This is a genomic window from Kitasatospora sp. NPDC058115, assembly GCF_042884635.1.
Lineage (GTDB): Bacteria > Actinomycetota > Actinomycetes > Streptomycetales > Streptomycetaceae > Kitasatospora.
In genome coordinates, this window is sequence record NZ_JBHVTL010000016.1 from 34,477 (window position 1) to 53,013 (window position 18,537).

Here is an 18,537-nt window from a genome sequence, read left to right on the forward strand (position 1 = left end):
TACGGACGGTATTGGACGGCACGGCGCCGTACGGGGGGCGTCACGATGCCGGCGGACAGGTGATCATCAGATGAGGACCGCGGCCGAATCGGGCAATCGGACGATAGCGCCGACGGCCGGCCCGACGGCGCGTCGGCTCACCGGGAGTAGGCCGCCAGGCTCAGCAGGAGGTGGGCCGACTCCGGGTGCTGGAAGTCGGAGTGCGCGCCCGCCGGTGCCAGTCTGCGCCCCGCCGCGCTCCCCCGGAACACCCTGCCCGCGTCGACGTTGACGATCGGGTGGTCCAGCACCCGCTTCGGGTACGGCGTGTGCGTGGCGAGCAGCGTGGTCGAGAACTGCCGGACCGGCGCCGTCCCCACCCCCGAGTGCCCGATCCCCGGCTGCCCCTCGGCCCGCAGGTGCCAGAAGCCGGTCGCCCGGTCCCAGCGCGAGTGCGTCAGCACCAGCGGCCCGCGCAACGGCGCGCCCGGCCGGGCCGGCCGTCCCTCCGGCCGCTCCGGTGCCCGGAACAGCTGCGGGAACAACCGGTCGAAGGCGTCCCGCGGCGCGGCCATCTGGAACACCAGCGCACTGTCCACCGTGAACGGCCGCGCCGGATCCGTCCGCCCGCTCCACCCCAGCACCCGCGGCCCGGCCGCCGGACGCTCGGCCGCCCACTGCACCGCCTCGCACAGGAACCGGCCGCCGAAGGAGTGCCCCACCAGGTGCAGGTACTGCCCCGAACGGTTCGCCAGCACCTCCGGGGCGTCCGGCCGCCCGCGGGTCGCGTCCAGGTAGCCGAGCAGGTGCCCGATCACGAACCCCGCCTGCCCGCGCCCGGGCCCGCTCATCGCGTGCGCCCGGTCCCGGATCCGCCGGTACCCGGCCGGCGAGGGCAGGCTCGACGACGGCCAGCGCACCACCACGCACCACGGCCGGTACCCGCGCCCCGTCAGCCCCGGGTACGCCGCCGGCGCCGTCCGCGCCAGGTCGACGGCCCGCGCGATCAGGGCGTCCGCCGCCCGCCCGGCCGCCTGCGCGCCGGTCTGCCAGCCGTGCACGTACACGTACAGGTCGGTCGCCCGCTCCGGCACCTTCAGATGGCGGGCCAGGTGCTCGGCCACCCGGGCCTCCGGCACCGGCGTGCGGGTGCCCGGCACGAGCAGCCGTCCGTCCTCGTCGAGGTCCACCACGGCATGGGTCACGGCGTCAGCTCCAGCATGCTGTCAATCCCGCAGTGCAGGGAATAGGTGAGGGCGAGCGGATTGCGGTGGACGTCGGCGAAGCGGCGGGCCAGCCACCAGGTGATCTCGCCCGCCGTGGCCTGTCCCGAGAGGTACAGGTCGAGGAAGGCGAAGGCGTACTCCGCCCCGAACACCTGCGGGATCTCGATCTGGGGCCCGAGCACGCCGCTGGCCCCGAGTTCCACGAGCGCCCGGCCGAGGTGTTCCAGCTCGGCCTCGGCCGACTGCCCGGCGAAGCAGGCGTTCAGCAGCACGAACGGCCGGAACAGGGCTTCGGGCACGTCCTGGTGGTTCCGGCGCAGCCGGCGGACCAGGTCCGCGTCGATGTCCCGCGGATCCGAGAGCCGCACGCTCAGCTGGGTGTAGAAGGAACCGTTGGCGACGAACTGGCCGTGGCACCAGAAGTACATGAGGTCCTCGTCGAGCACCGCCCCGGAGAAGGCCTCCAGGAAGCGCGTCGACTCGGTGCGGACGGTCAGCTCCGTCCGCTCCTCCAGCAGCTTGCGCACCTCCGGCGCCCGGCCGACCGACTCCAGGGCGCTGTCGGTGTTGAGGCTGGTCACCGCGCGGGTCCGGGGCGGGTAGGACGCCTGGGCCCGGGGGTAGGCGGCCCCGGTCTGCTCGATCTGGTGCCGGTAGCCGAGGAAGTCCTGCCACGGCTCCCCCTGGCCGACCGTCACGGCCATCATCGGCCAGGGCAGATGGAGGTCGGAGTCGAAGCTGACCCGCAGCGGCCCCTCCTCGGTGAGCGTCCCGGTGAGGAACGCCCGCAGCTCGCCGAGATCGCGCCCCGGCCCGGCGAGCATCTCGTCGAAGGCGAACCGCCCTTCCTCCAGGAGCTCCTCGGTCCGGCTCCGGGCCAGCGGGCTCCACTCGGACAGGTCGACGGCCGACGCGAACGGGTAGCCCAGCGGCATCCCGTCCTCGTCCAGCACCGGGTACTCGACCAGCTGCTCCTTCCAGGCCCGCCGTATCCGCGCGCCCAGCTGGAGCAGCCGGCCCGCGGAGACGTCCAGGTAGGCGTGGTGACCGCGGGTCAGCGGCTCCCGGACACCCGCCCGGTTGACCGCCATGTGCAGCAGGTCGGCGGTGCCGTGGCGACGCAGGGAGACCTTCAGGTCCAGCGGCTCCGCCCGCCGCGGGCCGGGCCGGTCGACGGGCCCGCCCTGGCGCGGCAGCACCGTGTAGTCGGCGGAGGGGTTCTGCCGGATCTCGACGACGAGGTCCCGGGGCACGTGGCTACTCCTGCTCCTGTCCGTGTTCCTCGCCGTCGGCCGCCGCAGCGACGTCGACGACGGCCACCAAGTCCTGCAGCGCGACTCCGAACCCCCGGTCGAAGAGGGTGAACCGGACCCGGTGCGCCCCCGGCACGGCCGGGGTGAGGGCGAACGCGGCCGGGCCGCCCGAGGGGAGGTAGTCGGCGACGGGCGGTTCGATCACCGCGTCGGAGAGCGGCGCGGCCACCAGGTGCAGCTCCGGCAGCCGGGCCGGATCGGCCCCGGCCTGGTCACCGGCCGCCTCCAGCCGCAGGCTCAGCCGGGCCGGGACGCCCACCTCGGGCTCGTCGAGCAGGGTGATCCGGGGCCGCCACGCCACCGGGACGGCGGGCGCGACGGGCACCGCGGACCGCTCCGGCCGGGGGCGCGGGGCGCACGCCGTACCGGGGGGAGGCTCCGGGGCCGCGGGGGCGGGCGGCAGTTCGGCGACCGGTCCGGCGTGCGGCCTGCCCGCCGTCAGGGCCGCCGGCCCCTCCCGGCTCTCGGCCGCGAGCGGGTGCTCCGGTCCCATCAGCGCGTCGCGTCCCGCGCAGGTGGCGAGCAGCAGCTCCCGCGCCGCTCCGGTGCGACCGCTCGCCGCCAGCGCCCGGGCGAGGCCGGCCATCAGCGTGGGCAGCGGCGGGGCGTCGCCGGTCCGGCGGCTGCCGACGGCCACCGTCGGCTGGTCGCCCGTCCGGTGTCCCGCCGCGAGCAGCGCGGCGGCGCCCGCGAGGGGCGGCTCGGGCCACAGCCCGGAGTCCGCGACCACGGTGTCGTAGGTCCGCACCGCCCCGGTGTGGTCACCCGCCAGGTGCCGGGCGAACGCGAGGTCCTGACGCACCCGCAGGGTCAGCGGGTGCCCCGGGCCGCGGCTCTCCACGCACTCCTCGACGAGCACCCCCAGCAGCACCACCGCGCGGAACGGCCGCTCGCCGAGGGCCAGCAGCAGGGCGTGGGCCGCCCGGGTCTCCACCGCCTCCGGGTGCGCCGCGCCCAGCATCCGCGCCGCCCGGTCGGCCAGCGGAGCCAGCACGGTCACGGCCGCGGCGGGGTCGCCGGCCAGCCGGAGGGCAAGGGCGAGGCGGCGCCCGACCGGGAAGAGTCCGGGGTGGCCGGGGCCCAGCACCCGCTCCCAGTCGGCCAGCAGCGCGGTCAGCGCGTCCCTCGCCGCGCCGTGCTCCCCCGCGTCCCGCAGGGTGACCGCGAGGTCCGAGCGGGCCTGCAGCACGACCGGATGCTCCGGGCCGAGGGCGCCCGCCGCCACGGTGACCAGCTCCCGGTAGCGGGCCTCCGCCTCCGGGTACCGCCCGGCCCGGCGCAGGTTGAGCGCGACGTTGTCCAGGGCGTCCAGCGTGGCCGGATGGCCCGGCCCGCGCAGCCGGGCGAGGTCGGCCCGGACGGACTCGTAGACCTCGGCGGCCGCGGCGTGGTCCCAGCCCCACCGCAGGGCGTGACCCAGGTTGGCCCGGTCGGTGAGGGTGTGCGGGTGTTCCGGTCCGCACAGCCGGGTGGTGTCGTCCACCAGGAGCTCGCGCTCGCGCACCGCACTGCGGTACCGGCCCGCCTTGCGGTGGCCGACGCCCCGGTTGCGGCGTTCGGCGAGCGTGTCGGGGTGGTCCGGGCCCTGGATCCGGACCCGGTCCGCGACCAGGGCCTCGTAGAGCCCGGCCGCCGCGCGGTGCTCACCGCAGTCCCGGCGGAGGGCCACCACCCAGGAGCGCGCGTCCAGCGTGTCGGGGTGCTCGGCCCCCTGGATCCGGGCCCGGTCCGCGGCCAGAGCCTCCCTCGCGGCGAGCGCCTCGCGGACCCTGCCGAGGCGTCCGAGGTTGTACGCCACGCCGGACCGGCTCCCGAGGGTGTCGAGGTGGTCGGGTCCCTGGACGCGGAGCCGGTCACGCAGCAGCGCCTCATGGGCTTCCCACGCCTCCCGGTGGCTCCCCGTCTGGCCCAGGGCCCAGGCCTGGTGCGCGCGCTCGTCGAGCGTGTCGTCGTGATCGGCGCCCTGGATCCGGATCCGGTCCTCCACCAGGGCCGCGTACCCCGCGAGCGCCTCACGGAAGCGGCCCGCGAGGACGAGCGCGCGGAACAGCGCGGACCGGTCCTCCAGGGACAGCGGGTCGTCGGGCCCGTGGATCCGGAGCCGGTCCCGCAGCAGTTCCTCGTGGAGCTCCGCCGCGCGACGGGGCTCTCCGGCGTCCTGGTGGGCCCAGGCCAGCCCGAACCTCGCGAGGAGGGTCTCGGGCCGGTCGGCGCCGGTCACCCAGATCCGGTCCGCGACCACGGCCCGGTGGAGCTCCAGCGCCCGGCCGTACGCGCCGGCCTTCCGGTACGCCAGGGCGAGACTCCACCGGGCGGTCAGCGTCTCCTCGTGATCGGTTCCCCGCGCCCGTTCCCAGCCCGCTGCCACCTCCTCCAGAAGGACCGCCGAGCGGTAGTGGTCACCCGCGTCCGTACAGGCCCGCGCCAGGGCACGGCGCGCCTGGAGCGTCCTGGGGTGGTCCGCCGGCCACACCCGGGCGCAGTCGGCGAGCAGTCGCTCGCAGAGCTCCCGGGCGCGCCGGTGATCGCCCCACGCCAGGGCCACGTCGGCCTGCTCCGAACGGGTGCTCAGCGTCGCGGGGTGGTCCGCGCCCTGCACCCGCACGTGGTCCGCCACCAGCAGGTCGTAGAGCTCGGCCGCCCGCCCGGGCCGGTCGGTCAGGTGGCAGGCCCACGCGAGCCATCCCCGGACACCCAGCGTCGCCGGATGGTCCGCCCCCTGGATCCGGGTCCGGTCGGCCACGAGGTCCTCGAAGAGTCCGACCATGCGGCTGTCGCCCGCCGTCGCGCACGCGCACGCCAGTCCGAACCGGGCGTGCAGCGTGTCCAGGTGGTCGGCGCCGCGCAGGCGGGTCTGGTCGGCGGTCAGCGCCTCGAAGTGCTCGATGGCGTCGCGGTGCCGGCCGGCGTCCTCAAGAGCGAGCGCCAGGACCCAGCGCGCGCCGAGGACATCCGGGTGGGCCGGCCCCTGGATCCGGGTGCGGTGCTCGACGAGTGTCCGGAGGGCCTCAACGGCACGCCCGTGGTCACCGACGCCGGCGAGCGCCTGTGCGACATAGCTGCGGGCCTCCAGCGTTCCCGGGTGGTCCGGGCCGTGCAGACGTTCCCGGTCGGCCAGCAGGGACTCCCGCAGTTCGAGGGCCCGCCCGTACTCGGCCGCATCACCGCAGGTCCAGGCCAGCCCGGCACGCGCGGCCAGGGTTTCGGGGTGGTCCGCGCCCGAGACCCGCACCCGGTCGGCGCAGAGGACCTCGTAGAGGACGACCGCCCGGCGGTGCTGCCCGGCGCGCCGGCACGCCCACGCCAGCCACCACCGCGTGTTGAGCGTCATGGGATGGTCGGCGCCCTGGAGCCGCGTGTGATCGGCCACCAGGACCTCGAACACGGAAGTCGCCCGGCCGTGCCGACCGGCGTTGGAGCAGAGCCAGGCCAGCGTCCACCGCGCTTCCAGGGTGTCGGGGTGGTCCGCCCCCTGCTCCCTCGCCCGGTCGGCGACCAGCACCTCGACGAGCCCGACCGCCCGGTCGTCCTGTCCCGCCCGCTGGCAGGCGCGGACCAGACGCTCCCGCTCCGCCAGGGTGTCCGGGTGGTGCGGCCCCTGGACGCGCAGCCGGTCCGCGACGAGCCGCTCGCGGTCGGACAGCTCCTCCTCGGGCGCGCCGGCGAGCTGCCGGGCGTGCGCCAGCTCCGAACGCGCCTCCAGCGTGGTCAGGTGGTCCGGCCCCTGGATCCGCACGCGGTCCCGGACCACGGCCTCGTAGAGGACCACCGCCCGGCCGTACTCGCCGACCGTCTCGTAGGCCCAGGCAAGCCCGGAACGGGCATCGAGGGTCTCCGGGTGGTCCGGGCCGAGCACCCGGGTGTAGTCGGCCAGCAGCGCCGCCACGTCGGCCACCAGGCCCGTGAGGTCCCCCGCCGCGATCCGCGCCGTCACCAGCCCGGCCCGGGCCTCCAGGGTCTGCACGTGGTCCGCGCCCTGGGCCCGGGTGCGGTCGCGGACGACCGCCGCGTACTCGGCGACCGCCGCCGGGTGGTCGCCCGCCTCGTCGTGGGCGTCGGCGAGCCAGCCGCGGCTGGTGAGCGTGTCGGGGTGGTCGGCGCCCAGCACCCGGGCCCGGTCCGCGACGGCCTGCGCGTAGAGCTCCAGGGCGAGCCGGTGCTCGCCCGCGCTGAGCTGGGCGTAGGCGAGGCTGTTGCGGTTGGCCAGGGTGTCCTCGTGGTCCGCGCCCAGCTCCCGCACCAGGCACTCGTGCAGCTCCTCGAACTCGCCCACCGCCTCGCGGTGGTGGCCGGCGAGCTGGAGCGCGTACGCCAGGCCGCCGCGCGCGGCCAGGGTCTCCCGGTGCGCGGCGCCGAGCACCCGGGTCCGCTCCGCCACCACGGTCCGGAACTCCTCGACCGCGCGCCGGTGGTCGCCGGCCTTGCGGCGGGCGTGGGCCAGCGAGAAGCGGTCGGCGAGGACGGCGGGGTGGTCCGGCCCCTGCACCCGGGAGCGGTCGGCCACCACCGCCTCGCACAGCTCCACGGCCCTGACCGGGTCGCCCACCCGGGCGTGGAGTTCGGCGAGCCGGCCCCGGGAGGCGAGCGTGTCGAGGTGGTCCGGGCCGAGCAGCCGGCGCTGTCCCTCCACCACCGCCGTCACCAGCGGGATCACGAAGACCCGCTGCTCCGGCGCGGCGAGTTCGGCCGCGGCCAGCCGGTAGAGGTCGACCGTCTCCGGGGTGGGGTCCGGCGAGGTGCGGCCGGCCGTCGTCAGCTCCCGCACGTGCGGCAGCAGGGCCCGGCGGACCGCCTGGTCCGCCTGCGGCCAGAGCCGCGCCACCGCGCCGGCGAGGTTGCGTTCCGCCCGCGCCCACACCCTCCGGTCCTCGTCGCCGGCCCGCAGGGTGCTGCGCAGCAGGCGGTGGACGGCCACCGTGCGCGGGCCGAGGGTGACGAGGCTGTAGTCGGCCAGCACCTTCAGGGCGGTGTCCACCTCGTCCGGGCGCCGGGAGCCGAACGGCAGCAGCGCCTCGCGCGGCAGCGCCTCGGGCGCGTACCAGGCCAGCGTGCGCAGCAGCTCGACGGCGAACGGGGCGCTCTCCTGGACGGTGCGCAGCGTGGTGCGCCAGAGCCGGGACACCGTGTCGAGGGCGCTCGGCATGGCGCCGGACGTCGACGGCGCCACGGTGCGCAGCAGCTCCCGGAAGGCGCGGAAGGTGGTTCCGGTCTGCCGGATGTGGGCGCCGGCCTGGGCGAGCGCGATCGGCAGGTGGCCGAGTTCGTCGGCGAGGGCCCGGGCCTCGTCGCACTCGGACGCGTCGATCGCCCCGTCGGTCTCCTCGCCGCGCCCGGCGGCCCGGTGCAGCAGCCGGACGGCGAGCGGGGCGTCGAGCACGTCGATGCGGATCGGCCGCATGCCCTCGTGCCAGCCGTCGGCGCGGCGGCTGGTGACCAGGTGGTGCCCGCGTCCGAGCAGCCTTCCCAGATAGGGCGTCAGGTGGACCGGGTCCTCGACGTTGTCGAACACCAGCAGCCACCGCTCGTGCGCCCGGAGCCAGGCCAGCGCCCAGGCGACCTGCCGGTTGGGCGACTCGGCGAGCGCCCAGTCCCGGTGCAGGTGGACGGCGAGGTCGGCGAAGGCCTCGGCGAGCTGCTCGGGCGACTCGGCGGTGATCCACCACACCAGGTCGTAGTCGTCCAGGTGCGCGTAGGCGTAGTGCAGGGCCAGGGCCGTCTTCCCGACGCCGCCGAGCCCGTGCAGGGTCGTCGCCTGGGTGACGAGTCCTCCGCCGCCGTCCAGTGCGGCGCCGACCGCCGCCAACGCTTCGGTGCGGCCGACCAGTTCGGCGGTCGGGGCGGGCGGGAGGCGGTGCGATCCGGCCGGGGCCGCGGTGCGCCGGGCGGCCGCTTCCTCCTCGGCGGTGAGCACGACCGTCCGCTGCTCGGTGTGCGGGTTGCCTCCGCCGGCCACCGGCGAGGCCTTCTGGGGGCGCTGGGCGAAGGGCTCCTGCTCCGGCATTCCGGCGTCCGGACGGGCGTTCACCGTCATGGACATACTCATGGCCATGTCCCACCCCCCGGGTCGTCCGACTGCCCGACCGACCGTAGCCGCCCGGTGGCGTGTTGTCCCCGTCTTCGGCCGATTGCGGCGATCGGTGTCGCAACGGTGACCTTCCGGCGGCGCCGCCCTTCCGGCCGCACGGCCCCGCCGCACGCGTGCGCGACGGGCGAACGGTCGTGCCGCCGGGGGGTCGTCCACCGAATGGGGCGGCCGGCGCGGACCCGCCCGCCCCACCCGGCTCGCTGGTCATGCCCGCTCGCAGGCGGGCGGGCGCCGCCCGTCCCTCCACCGCGAGCGGGTGGCCGTCCGCGAACCCGGCCTCCCGGCCTGCGCGGAAGCCGACCATCGGGCCGCAGCCAATCACGCCGCGGCGCCCACCCGCAACTTGCCGGCCGCGGCGCTGGACGATCTGTCATATGCGTGTCGTTCCTTCGGTGTTCGCCGGAGAGTCGGCGCCCGCCCGCCGTGGGCGCCCCCTCAGCCGACCACGGGGAGGTCGAGGTACGACGCGCTGATGCCGCCGTGGGCGATCAGGTAGGCGGGGGTACCGGTGGCGGGGCGGGTTTCGAAGGAGGACGGGTTGGCGGGGGCGAGGGTGAGGCGGATCCGGTCGCCGGGGCGCAGCAGGACGGAGGTGGGCAGCAGGTCGATGGTGAGGCGCTGGGGGGTGTCCCGGGGGAAGGGGGTGGCGACGGGGGCGGCGTAGCTGCGGGGGGTGCGCAGACGGCGCCAGTCGGGGCCGGTGGAGGCGACGGCGCGGTCGGTGAGGGCGAGTTGGCCCTCGGTGAGGTAGGTGGAGCGGCCGTCCGGGGCGACGTGCTCCAGGTAGGCGTGGAGGGCGCCGTCGGCGGTGCCGGACAGGCCGGTGACGTCGAGGGTGACGCGGCCGAGGCCGGTGATGCGGGTGTCCCGGGTGACGGGCTCGCCCGTGTAGCCGAGCAGGGCGCGGTCGGCGGCGGCCCGGTCGGGGTAGCTGACCGGGTCGCCGGTCAGGTTGGTGTTCCAGCGGTCGAGCGCCCCGGTGCCGGGGACCGTGGCGGGGTCGGCGGACAGGAGGTCGGTGGCGGGGGTGGGCGAAGGCCGGGCGGCGAGGGTGCCGCCGGGGCCGAGGTGGAGGCGCCGGGTCCGGGTGCCGGGGACGGGCCAGCGGGTGGTGGTGCGCCAGGTGCCCTCGTTGAACGTGTAGTAGTGCAGCCGGCGGGTGCCGTCCGGGCGGCCGGGGTGTTTGACGTAACGGTCGAAGAACGCGTAGGAGCGCTCGGCGAGTTCGCGGCGTTCGTCGCCGGTGAGCGGGCGGCTGGGGAGGAACGGGTCGGCGAGGTGGAGGCGGCCGTGGCTCCACGGGCCGATCCAGTCGTCCTGCGTGTTGGTGAGGCCCGCGAACTGGGAGAGCACGCCGTTCGCCGTGCCCGCGTCGAGCCAGCCGGCCTCGGTGAGGACGGGGACGCCGCCGGCGGAGATCGCGGCGGCGTGGTCGCCGACGCTGCCGGCCGTCCAGCTCTGCGCGCCGTCCGTCCAGTCGCGGTGGACGCCGGCGCGGCCCTGGTCGACCAGGTTGACGTTGGCGTCGTGTTCGGCGCGGGCGGCGGCGAGCAGGGCCGGTCCGTCGGGGCCGTCGACGGGCTTCGGCGAGGCGCCGGTGAGCCCGGCCTCGGCGCACAGCGCCCGGGTCTCCTCGTCGGTGTCGCAGGTGGTGCCGCCGGCCGCGTCGAGGATGCGCAGCAGCTGGGCGTAGGGGGCGAGCCGGGGCTCGATGAGCAGGCCGCCGGGGCGGACCAGGTCCTCGTAGGGGTCGAAGTCGTAGGAGAGCGGGATCGCGGCGGTGATGTGGGGGTTGCGCAGGCCGAGCGCGAGCATCGCGGTGTCGCCGCCGTAGGAGACGCCGGTGGTGCCGATCCGGCCGTTGGACCAGGGGCGGGCGGCGATCCAGTCGGCGAGGGCGCCGCTGTCGGCGATCAGGTCGGCGGCCAACTCGCCGCGCAGGGTGCCGAAGGAGGCGCCGGTGCCGCGCAGGTCGGCGAGGACGAGGGCGTAGCCGTGCTCGTTCCAGGCGGTGGCGCTGCCGTAGCGGGGGTCGTTCTCGATGCCGCCGGAGTGGTCCCGGGAGCGCCAGTAGCGCTCGGTCTCCAGGACGGTGGGCAGCCGGTCGCCGGCCCGGGTGCCGGCCGGGAGCCAGACGTCGACGGCGAGCCGGACGCCGTCGGGCATCGGCACGTACAGCGACTGCAGGCGGGGCAGCACGGGGCCGCGGCCGGCGGCCACCGCGGCCGGCGCCAGGGCGCTGCCGAGGACGGCGAGGACGGTCAGCAGCACGGCGAGCAGGGCGCGCCGGGGGCGTGGTGGCATCCGGGACCTCCGGGGGCGGACGGGAGTCGGTGTCCCCATGGCTGCCCCGGCCCCCGACGGTTCATGCCCGGACCATTTCCGCCCGCGGCCCGGCACGGCACGCCCGCCGGGCACATTCCGACAAACGGGCGGTATCGTTCCACTTCTTCAAATTGACTTCATACAGCCGCAACAGCACACGCTTTCTTCGCGGCCGACCGGATGCTAGCCTCACTTCAATCTCGGCCGTTTGAACCGTCCTTTACCCGGGCGATTCACCGCCGCAAAAATCCCGGACCGTCATGCACGCCACCCCGTTTCGGTAATCCTGAAAGGGTTCAGCATGTCCGCTTCCGCCAGCACCCCCGCCCCGTCCACCGGCCCCGGCCTGCTCGCCGCCCGGCCGATCGTCGGGCTGCTCACCGACTTCGGACTCGTCGACGACGCCGTCGGCATCTGCAAGGGCATGGTGCTCAGCATCGCCCCCCACGCCAACATCGTCGACGTCACGCACGACGTCACCCCGTTCGACATCTACGAGGCCGGCCTGTACATCCGCGACTCGTTCCGCTACTTCCCGGCGGACGCGGTCTTCGCCTGCGTCACCTTCCCGCACACCGGCGTCCAGGACAACGCGATCGGGCTGCGCACCCCCCAGGGGCACACCTACTTCGCCCCCAACAACGGCCTGCTGACCCGGATCGTCAAGGAGGCGGGCGTCGCCGAGGTCCGCCGGATCACCGCCGACAAGGTCCGCCGGCCCGTCATCGACCCGACGTTCTACGGGCGCGACATCGTGATTTCGGCGGCCGCGCACATCGCCAACGGAGTACCTTTCAGCGAAATCGGTGAGGAAATCGAGGCGGCCGACATCGTCCTTCTCGACGTCGCCCAGCCGGTCGTCGAGGGCGACTGGATAATCGGCGAGGTGGCGATTCTCGACAAGAACTACGGGAACGTCTGGACGAGCATCACCCGGGAATTCCTGGACGCCCGGGGCATCGCGTTCGACGCCGAGCTGGAGATCGAGATCGGCGGCACCCGGCTCACCACCCCGCTGCGCCGCACCTTCGGCGAGACCGGCGAGGGCGAGCCGCTCGCCTACATCGCCAGCCGCGACCAGCTCGGACTCGCCCTCAACCAGGGCGACTTCGCCGCCCGGTACGGGGTCGAGCGCGGGCACGCGGTCCGCGTGAAGGCGCGCTGAGCCCACCGTGCGCACGCAGGGGTACGCGTTCGCGCTGCTGACCGCCGCCTTCTTCGGCGCCGGCGCCGTGCTGGCCAACCGGGTCACCCGCGAGATCGACCCGCTGCTGACCACCGAGCTCAACCTGTCGATCGGCGCCGTGCTGCTGGCCGGACGGCTTGCGGTGCGGCGCCGGCCGCTGGTCCCGTCCGGGCTCGGCGGGCGGGACTGGCTGCGGCTGGGCTTCGTCTCGGTGGTCGGCACCGGTCTCTCGCTCGCCCTGGTGATCAGCGGGCTGAGCCGGACCAGCCCGGTCAACGGCGGCTTCCTCATCCAGCTCCAGGGCCCGACGGCCGTGCTGGCCTCGGTGCTGCTGCTCGGCGACCGGCTGCGCGCACGGCAGTCGGCCGGGCTCGCGGTGACCCTGGCCGGCGGGGTGCTGGTGGTGCTGCGCGACCCCGGTGCGGGCTTCACCGGGGTCGGCAGCGGGGACGCGCTGGTGCTGGCGGGCGCGGTGCTGGCCGGTCTCGCCTTCCTGCCCGCCAAGGCCCTGATGGCCACGGTGCCGGCGCCGCTCCTGGCGCTGTGGCGGCTGGTCCCGGCGGCGGTGGTGCTGCTGCCGGTCCTGCTGCTGGCGCCCGGCCCGCTGCGCTGGCACCCGACGGCCGGCACCCTCGGCCTCCAACTCCTGCTCGCCGTCACCAACTTCTGCCTCGCCTACGTCACCCTGCACCTGGCGCTGGAGCGGCTGCGGCCGTGGGAGACCGCGAGCGTGCTCCAGCTGGAACCGGCCTTCACGGTGCTCGTCGCCCTGCTGGCGCTCGGCCTCGCGCCGACGGCGCTGCAACTGCTGGGCGGGGCACTGATGATCGGCGGCGGCCTGCTCGCCAACCGGCCGGCGCCGGCGGCGGCGACGGCAGCACCACCGGCCGCGACACCGGCCCCGGCCGCGACACCGGCCCCGGCGCCCGCACCGGCCCAAGACCCGGGCGGCGGCACCCCGTCGCCGCCCGTTCCCACCCGACCCGCCTACCAGAACAGCCGAGGTACCACCCCATGAAGGCGATCCGCGTCCACGCCCCCGGCGGCCCCGAGCAGCTCCAGGTCGACGACGTGCCGGTGACCGAACCCGCCGCGGGCGAGATCCGCATCCGCACCGAGGTCATCGGCGTCAACTACGTCGACGTCTACCACCGCCAGGGCGTCTTCCCGGTCGCCCTGCCCTTCGTCCCGGGCATGGACGCCGTCGGCACGGTCGACGCGGTCGGCCCCGGCGTCACCGAACTCTCCGTCGGCGACCGCGTCGCCTACGGCGAACTCCCGGGCGCCTACGCCGAGTTCGTCACCGTCCCGGTGCGGCTGGCGACCACCGTGCCGGACGGCCTGGACTCCGGCACGGCCGCTGCCGCGATGCTCCAGGGCCTCACCGCGCACTACCTGGCGCACGACTCGCACCCGGTCGCCAAGGGCCAGGTGGTCGTGGTGCACGCCGCCGCCGGCGGGGTCGGGCAGTTCCTGGTCCAGTTCGCCAAGCGGGCCGGGGCGTACGTCATCGGCACCGTCTCCACCGACGAGAAGGCCGCGCTGGTCCACGAGTTGGGCGCCGACGCGGTCGTCCGCTACGACCGGGAGAACTTCCGCGAGGCGGTCCGCCGGATCACCGACGGCGCGGGCGCCGACGCCGTCTACGACTCGGTCGGCAAGGACACCTTCGCCGACAGCCTCGATTCGCTGCGCCCGCGCGGCACCCTGGTCGTCTACGGCCGTGCCAGCGGCAAGCCCGACCCGATCGACCCGTTCACGCTGGTCCAGAAGGGCTCGCTGAAGCTCACCTGGCCCAGCCTCACCCACCACGTGCTCACCCGTGAGGAGTTCACCGCCCGCACCGGCGCGCTCTTCGCCGGACTGCTCGACGGCACCCTGCGGGCCAGGATCGACCGCACCTACGACTTCGCCGACGCCCCCGCCGCGCACGCCCGGCTGGAGGGCCGGCAGAGCCTGGGCAAGATCCTGCTGCGCCACCCGTAGCGTCCACGACCCGCACCGTCCACGACCCGCAACGCCCCCCGGCCGACGCCCCGCCGGACTCCGCCTTCGTCCGGCGGGGCGTCACTCCGACGAACGGCCCCGACGGCCCGAACGGCCCGCGGGGCCCGAAGCACGGGAGGACATCACCCATGGCTCCCCACTCCCCCGGCCCGACCACCGCCCGCCACCGCCGGATCGCCGTGGTCGGCGCCGGCCCGCGCGGTCTGTCCGTCCTCGAACGGCTGCTGGCCAACGAGCGCTCCCGCCCGTCGGCCGCCGCCCTCACCGTCCACCTCGTCGACCCCTACCCGCCCGGCGCCGGCCGGGTCTGGCGCACCAACCAGTCCCGGCTGCTGCTGATGAACACCGTGGCCTCCCAGGTCACCGTCTACACCGATCCGAGCGTCACCATCGACGGCCCGGTCGAGGAGGGCCCCAGCCTCTACGAATGGGCCAAGTCGGCCGTCCCGCAGGGCGCTCCGGGCGAGTACGACGAGCAGGTGCGGGCCGAGGCCCGCGCGCTCACCCCCGACACCTACCCGAGCCGCGCCTTCTACGGCCGCTACCTGCGCGACGTCCACCGCCGGGTGCGCGCCACTGCCCCGGCCCACTGCCGGATCGTCGAGCACCGCACCCGCGCCGTGCGGCTGACCGACACCGACCCGCTGCCCGGCGCCGCCCAGGTGCTGGTCCTCGCCAACGGCCGCCGGATCGCCGACCTGGACGCGGTGGTGCTGGCACTCGGCCACCTGGCGACCGGCCCGACCGCCGCCGAACGCACCCTGGCCCGCAGCGCCGCCACGCACGGCCTGGTCCACCTGCCGCCCGCCAACCCGGCCGACCTCGACCTCGCCGCCGTGCTGCCCGGCCGCCCGGTCCTGGTCCGCGGCCTCGGCCTCAACTTCTTCGACCACCTCGCCCTGCTCACCCGCGGCCGCGGCGGCCGGTTCGCCGAGCGCGGCGGCCGGCTGGTCTACCACCCGTCCGGGCAGGAGCCGCTGATCCTGGCCGGCTCCCGGCGCGGCGTGCCGTACCACGCACGCGGCGAGAACGAGAAGGGCGCGCACGGCCGCCACCACCCCCGGCTGCTCACCGAGTCGTACGCGGCCCGGCTGCGCGAACGGGCCGCCGCCGGCGAGCCGGTGCGCTTCGCCCGCGACCTGTGGCCGCTGGTCGCCCGCGAGGTCGAGGCCGTCTACTACGCCGCCCTGCTCGCCGCCGCCGGCCGCCCGGAGGACGGCGAGCGGCTCGCCGAGGAGTACCTGGCCGCCCCCGGCCCCGGCCGCGCCACCGGCCTCCTCGACCGCTACGGGGTCCGCGCCGCACAGCGCTGGGACTGGAACGCGCTCGCCCACCCCTACGCGGGCCGGCGCTTCACCTCGCGCGCCGAGCACCGGGAGTGGATCGTCGAGCGCCTGGAGCGCGACGTGCGCGACGCCCGGGCCGGGAACGTCAACGGCCCGCTGAAGGCCGCCCTGGACGTGCTGCGCGACCTGCGCAACGAGATCCGGCTCGCCGTCGACCACGGCGGCATCGAGGGCTCCTCCTACCGCGACGACCTGGAGTCCTGGTACACCCCGCTGAACGCCTTCCTGTCCATCGGCCCGCCGGCCTCCCGGATCGACGAACTGCGCGCCCTGATCGAGGCCGGGGTGGTCGACCTGCTCGGCCCGGATGTGCGGATCACCCTCGACCCGCGGGGCGGCCGCCCCGCCTTCACCGCCCACTCCCCCGCGATCGACGCACCGCCGCTGCGCGCCGCCGTCCTGGTCGAGGCCCGGCTGCCCGAGCCCGACCTGCGGCGCACCGGCGACCGTCTGCTGCGCGGGCTGCTGGACGACGGACAGGCCCGCACCTACCGGATCCCGGACGCCACCGGTCCCGGGTACGAGACGGGCGGGCTGGCGGTCACCGAGCGCCCCTACCGCCTGCTGGACGCCGCCGGGCGGGCGCACCCGCGCCGCTTCGCCTACGGCGTCCCCACCGAGGCGGTGCACTGGGTCACCGCGGCCGGCATCCGCCCGGGCGTCAACTCGGTGACCCTGGGCGACTCCGACGCCATCGCCCGGGCCGTCCTCGCCCTGCGTCCGCTGCGCCCGGCCGTCACCGTCGTCCCCGCACCGCGCCGCCCCGCCCCCCGCACCCCGGTCCGCCCCGGCTGACCGGGCCGTGCCCCGCCCGGTCCCGGCCGGCGGCACGGCGATCGCGGCCCCGCCCTCCTCCGTCTCCCCCAGAGCGGAGGAGGGCGGGGCTTCGCCGTTCCCGGGCGGGCGCCGCCGGGGTGCGGCGGCGGGAGACGGCGACGGGAGACGCACCGGCGGAGGTGCGCTGGCGGGACGGTGACGGTGCGCTGTGGGCCAACTCGGCCCCGGGCGCCCGGCCTACCGTCGGGGAGTCGGTGGGAGGAGCGGGCCCGGCCCCCCGGGCCCGTTCGGCCGCCCACCCCGCCGCCGCCCGCTCCGGACGGCGGCCGCACCCCAGCACAGGAGGCTTTCGAGGTGTCTGTCATGCCGGTCGGCGGGATCGTCCCCCGCACGGGGGAGGACGCGGCCGCGAACGCCGCCGACGTCGTCGTCCGCAACGCGAAGATCCACACCGGGGACGCCCGCCGTCCGCAGGCCGGCGCCCTCGCGATCCGGGACGGCGTGATCACCGCCGTCGGGGACGACGCCGACGTCGCCCCGTTCGTCGGACCGTCCACCACCGTCGTCGACGCGCTCGGCCGGCGCGTGGTGCCCGGCCTCAACGACGCGCACCTGCACGTCATCCGGGGCGGCCTCAGCTACGTGCTGGAGCTGCGCTGGGACGGCGTGCGCTCGCTGCGCCAGGCGCTGGCGATGCTGCGCGAACAGGCCGCCCGCACGCCCCGGGGCCAGTGGGTGCGCGTGGTCGGCGGCTGGTCGGCCGAGCAGTTCGCCGAGCGCCGGCTGCCGACGCCCGCCGAACTGAACGAGGCCGCGCCGGACACCCCGGTGTTCGTCCTCCACCTCTACCAGTCGGCGATCCTCAACCGCGCCGCGCTGAAGGCCGTCGGCTACGACGCCACCACCCCCGACCCCAGGGGCGGCCAGATCGTCCGGGGCCGCAACGGCGAGCCCAACGGCATGCTGCTGGCCGCCCCCAGCGCCCTGGTCCTCTACTCCACCCTCGCCAAGGCCCCCGCCCTGCCGCCCGAGGACCGCAAGTCCTCCACCCGGCACTTCCTGCGCGAGCTGAACCGCTTCGGCCTGACCTCCGCGATCGACGCCGCCGGCGGGTTCCAGAACTTCCCGGAGAACTACGCGACGGTCACCGAACTCGCCCGGGAGGGCCTGCTCTCGCTGCGCATCGCCTACCACCTGTTCCCGCAGACCGGCGGGCAGGAGCTGGACGACCTCAAGCGCTGGATCGAGATGGTCCGCCCCGAGGACGGCGATGCGTGGCTGCGGCTCAACGGCGCCGGCGAGAACCTCACCTGGGCCGCCGCGGACTTCGAGAACTTCGCCGAGCCGCGCCCCGAACTCGGCTCCTACGAGGGCGAGTTCGAGAAGGCCGTCCGGCTGCTCATGGAGAACGGCTGGGGCTTCCGGCTGCACGCCACCTACGACGAGACGATCCGCCGCGACCTCGCCGTCTTCGAGAAGCTCGCCGCCGAGGGCCTCTTCCCGCAGGGCAACCGCTGGCTGTTCGACCACGCCGAGACCGTCTCCGGGGAGAGCCTGGACCGGATCGCCCGGCTCGGCGGCGCGCTCTCCGTGCAGAACCGCCTCTCTTTCCAGGGCGAGACCTTCACCCGCCGCTACGGCGCCGGCGCCGCCGCCGAGGCGCCGCCGATCCGCGCGATGCTGGACCGCGGCCTGAACGTCGCCGCCGGCACCGACGCCACCCGGGTCTCCTCCTACAACCCGTGGGTCGCCCTGCACTGGCTGGTCTCCGGCCGCACGGTCGGCGGCCTGGCGATGCGCCCGCCGCAGAACCGGGTGGACCGGGCGACCGCGCTCGCGATGTACACCTCGGCGGGCGCCGCCCTCACCGGCGAGCAGGACGTCAAGGGCGTGCTGCGGCCCGGGTACTACGGCGACCTCGCGGTGCTGTCCGCCGACTTCCTCACCGTGCCCGAGCCGGAGATCCCGGACATCGAGTCCGTGCTGACCGTCGTCGGCGGCCGGATCGTGCACGCCGCCGCCGAGTACGAGGGCCTGGACGAGGAGCTCCCGCCGGTCAGCCCCGCGTGGAGCCCGGTCGCCCGCTTCGGCGGCTACCAGTCCGCCGGCGCCCGCCAGGCGGAGCTGCTCGGCGAGGTCGTCGCCGAGTCCGAGCTGCACCGCGCCTGGCGCGTCTCGCGCGGCCGGGACGTCGAGCGGGAGCTGCCGTTCGACCCCTGCTTCGTCCTCTGACGCCCCGCCGGCCCCGGCCCGCACACCGCGGGCCGGGGCCGGGGCGCCTTCGACCGACCAC

9 protein-coding genes are annotated in these 18,537 nt (G+C 75.9%); 5 read left to right on the forward strand and 4 right to left on the reverse strand.

From position 1 onward, the window contains the following. Positions 1–137 precede the first annotated feature (137 nt). From ACFVVL_RS18480 to ACFVVL_RS18495, 4 genes are all read right to left on the reverse strand, one after another. On the reverse strand, positions 138–1,184 hold the full coding sequence (locus ACFVVL_RS18480; protein ID WP_387676388.1) for a hypothetical protein: 1,047 nt from the start codon (positions 1,182–1,184) through the stop codon (positions 138–140). Beyond that, positions 1,181–2,458 (reverse strand): hypothetical protein, encoded by a 1,278-nt coding sequence (locus tag ACFVVL_RS18485; RefSeq protein WP_380287540.1) that lies wholly within the window; start codon positions 2,456–2,458, stop codon positions 1,181–1,183. Before ACFVVL_RS18485 ends, ACFVVL_RS18480 begins: the two co-directional genes overlap by 4 nt. A gap of 4 nt (positions 2,459–2,462) precedes the next feature. Further along, positions 2,463–8,561 carry a tetratricopeptide repeat protein gene (locus ACFVVL_RS18490; RefSeq protein WP_387676391.1) on the reverse strand — a complete coding sequence of 2,033 codons (6,099 nt, stop codon included), beginning with the start codon at positions 8,559–8,561 and terminating at the stop codon, positions 2,463–2,465. A gap of 477 nt (positions 8,562–9,038) precedes the next feature. Then, a complete protein-coding gene (locus ACFVVL_RS18495) occupies positions 9,039–10,907 on the reverse strand; it encodes a CocE/NonD family hydrolase (RefSeq protein ID WP_387676394.1) in 1,869 nt (622 codons plus the stop codon). Between the two features lie 322 nt (positions 10,908–11,229). Here ACFVVL_RS18495 and ACFVVL_RS18500 point away from each other — a divergent pair, with 322 nt between their 5' ends. From ACFVVL_RS18500 to ACFVVL_RS18520, 5 genes are all read left to right on the forward strand, one after another. After that, complete coding sequence (locus ACFVVL_RS18500; protein ID WP_387676397.1) at positions 11,230–12,093, forward strand: S-adenosyl-l-methionine hydroxide adenosyltransferase family protein; 864 nt, start codon at positions 11,230–11,232, stop codon at positions 12,091–12,093. Positions 12,094–12,100: 7 nt separating this feature from the next. After that, entirely contained in the window at positions 12,101–13,132 is a 1,032-nt protein-coding gene (locus ACFVVL_RS18505; RefSeq protein WP_387676400.1) for a DMT family transporter, read from the forward strand. Beyond that, a complete protein-coding gene (locus ACFVVL_RS18510; RefSeq protein WP_387676403.1) occupies positions 13,129–14,100 on the forward strand; it encodes a quinone oxidoreductase family protein in 972 nt (323 codons plus the stop codon). Before ACFVVL_RS18505 ends, ACFVVL_RS18510 begins: the two co-directional genes overlap by 4 nt. 149 nt (positions 14,101–14,249) lie before the next feature. After that, entirely contained in the window at positions 14,250–16,262 is a 2,013-nt protein-coding gene (locus ACFVVL_RS18515; protein ID WP_387676406.1) for an FAD/NAD(P)-binding protein, read from the forward strand. Positions 16,263–16,598: 336 nt separating this feature from the next. Beyond that, on the forward strand, positions 16,599–18,476 hold the full coding sequence (locus ACFVVL_RS18520; protein WP_387676409.1) for an amidohydrolase: 1,878 nt from the start codon (positions 16,599–16,601) through the stop codon (positions 18,474–18,476). The last annotated feature ends 61 nt before the right edge of the window (positions 18,477–18,537 follow it).

What these genes read in the sequence shown, in the direction of transcription:
- ACFVVL_RS18495 (WP_387676394.1), bottom strand. Translation starts at nt 10,907, where the DNA reads ATGCCACCACGCCCCCGGCGCGCCCTGCTCGCCGTGCTGCTGACCGTC.
- ACFVVL_RS18500 (WP_387676397.1), top strand. Translation starts at nt 11,230, where the DNA reads ATGTCCGCTTCCGCCAGCACCCCCGCCCCGTCCACCGGCCCCGGCCTG.
- ACFVVL_RS18515 (WP_387676406.1), top strand. Translation starts at nt 14,250, where the DNA reads ATGGCTCCCCACTCCCCCGGCCCGACCACCGCCCGCCACCGCCGGATC.
- ACFVVL_RS18510 (WP_387676403.1), top strand. Translation starts at nt 13,129, where the DNA reads ATGAAGGCGATCCGCGTCCACGCCCCCGGCGGCCCCGAGCAGCTCCAG.
- ACFVVL_RS18490 (WP_387676391.1), bottom strand. Translation starts at nt 8,561, where the DNA reads ATGAGTATGTCCATGACGGTGAACGCCCGTCCGGACGCCGGAATGCCG.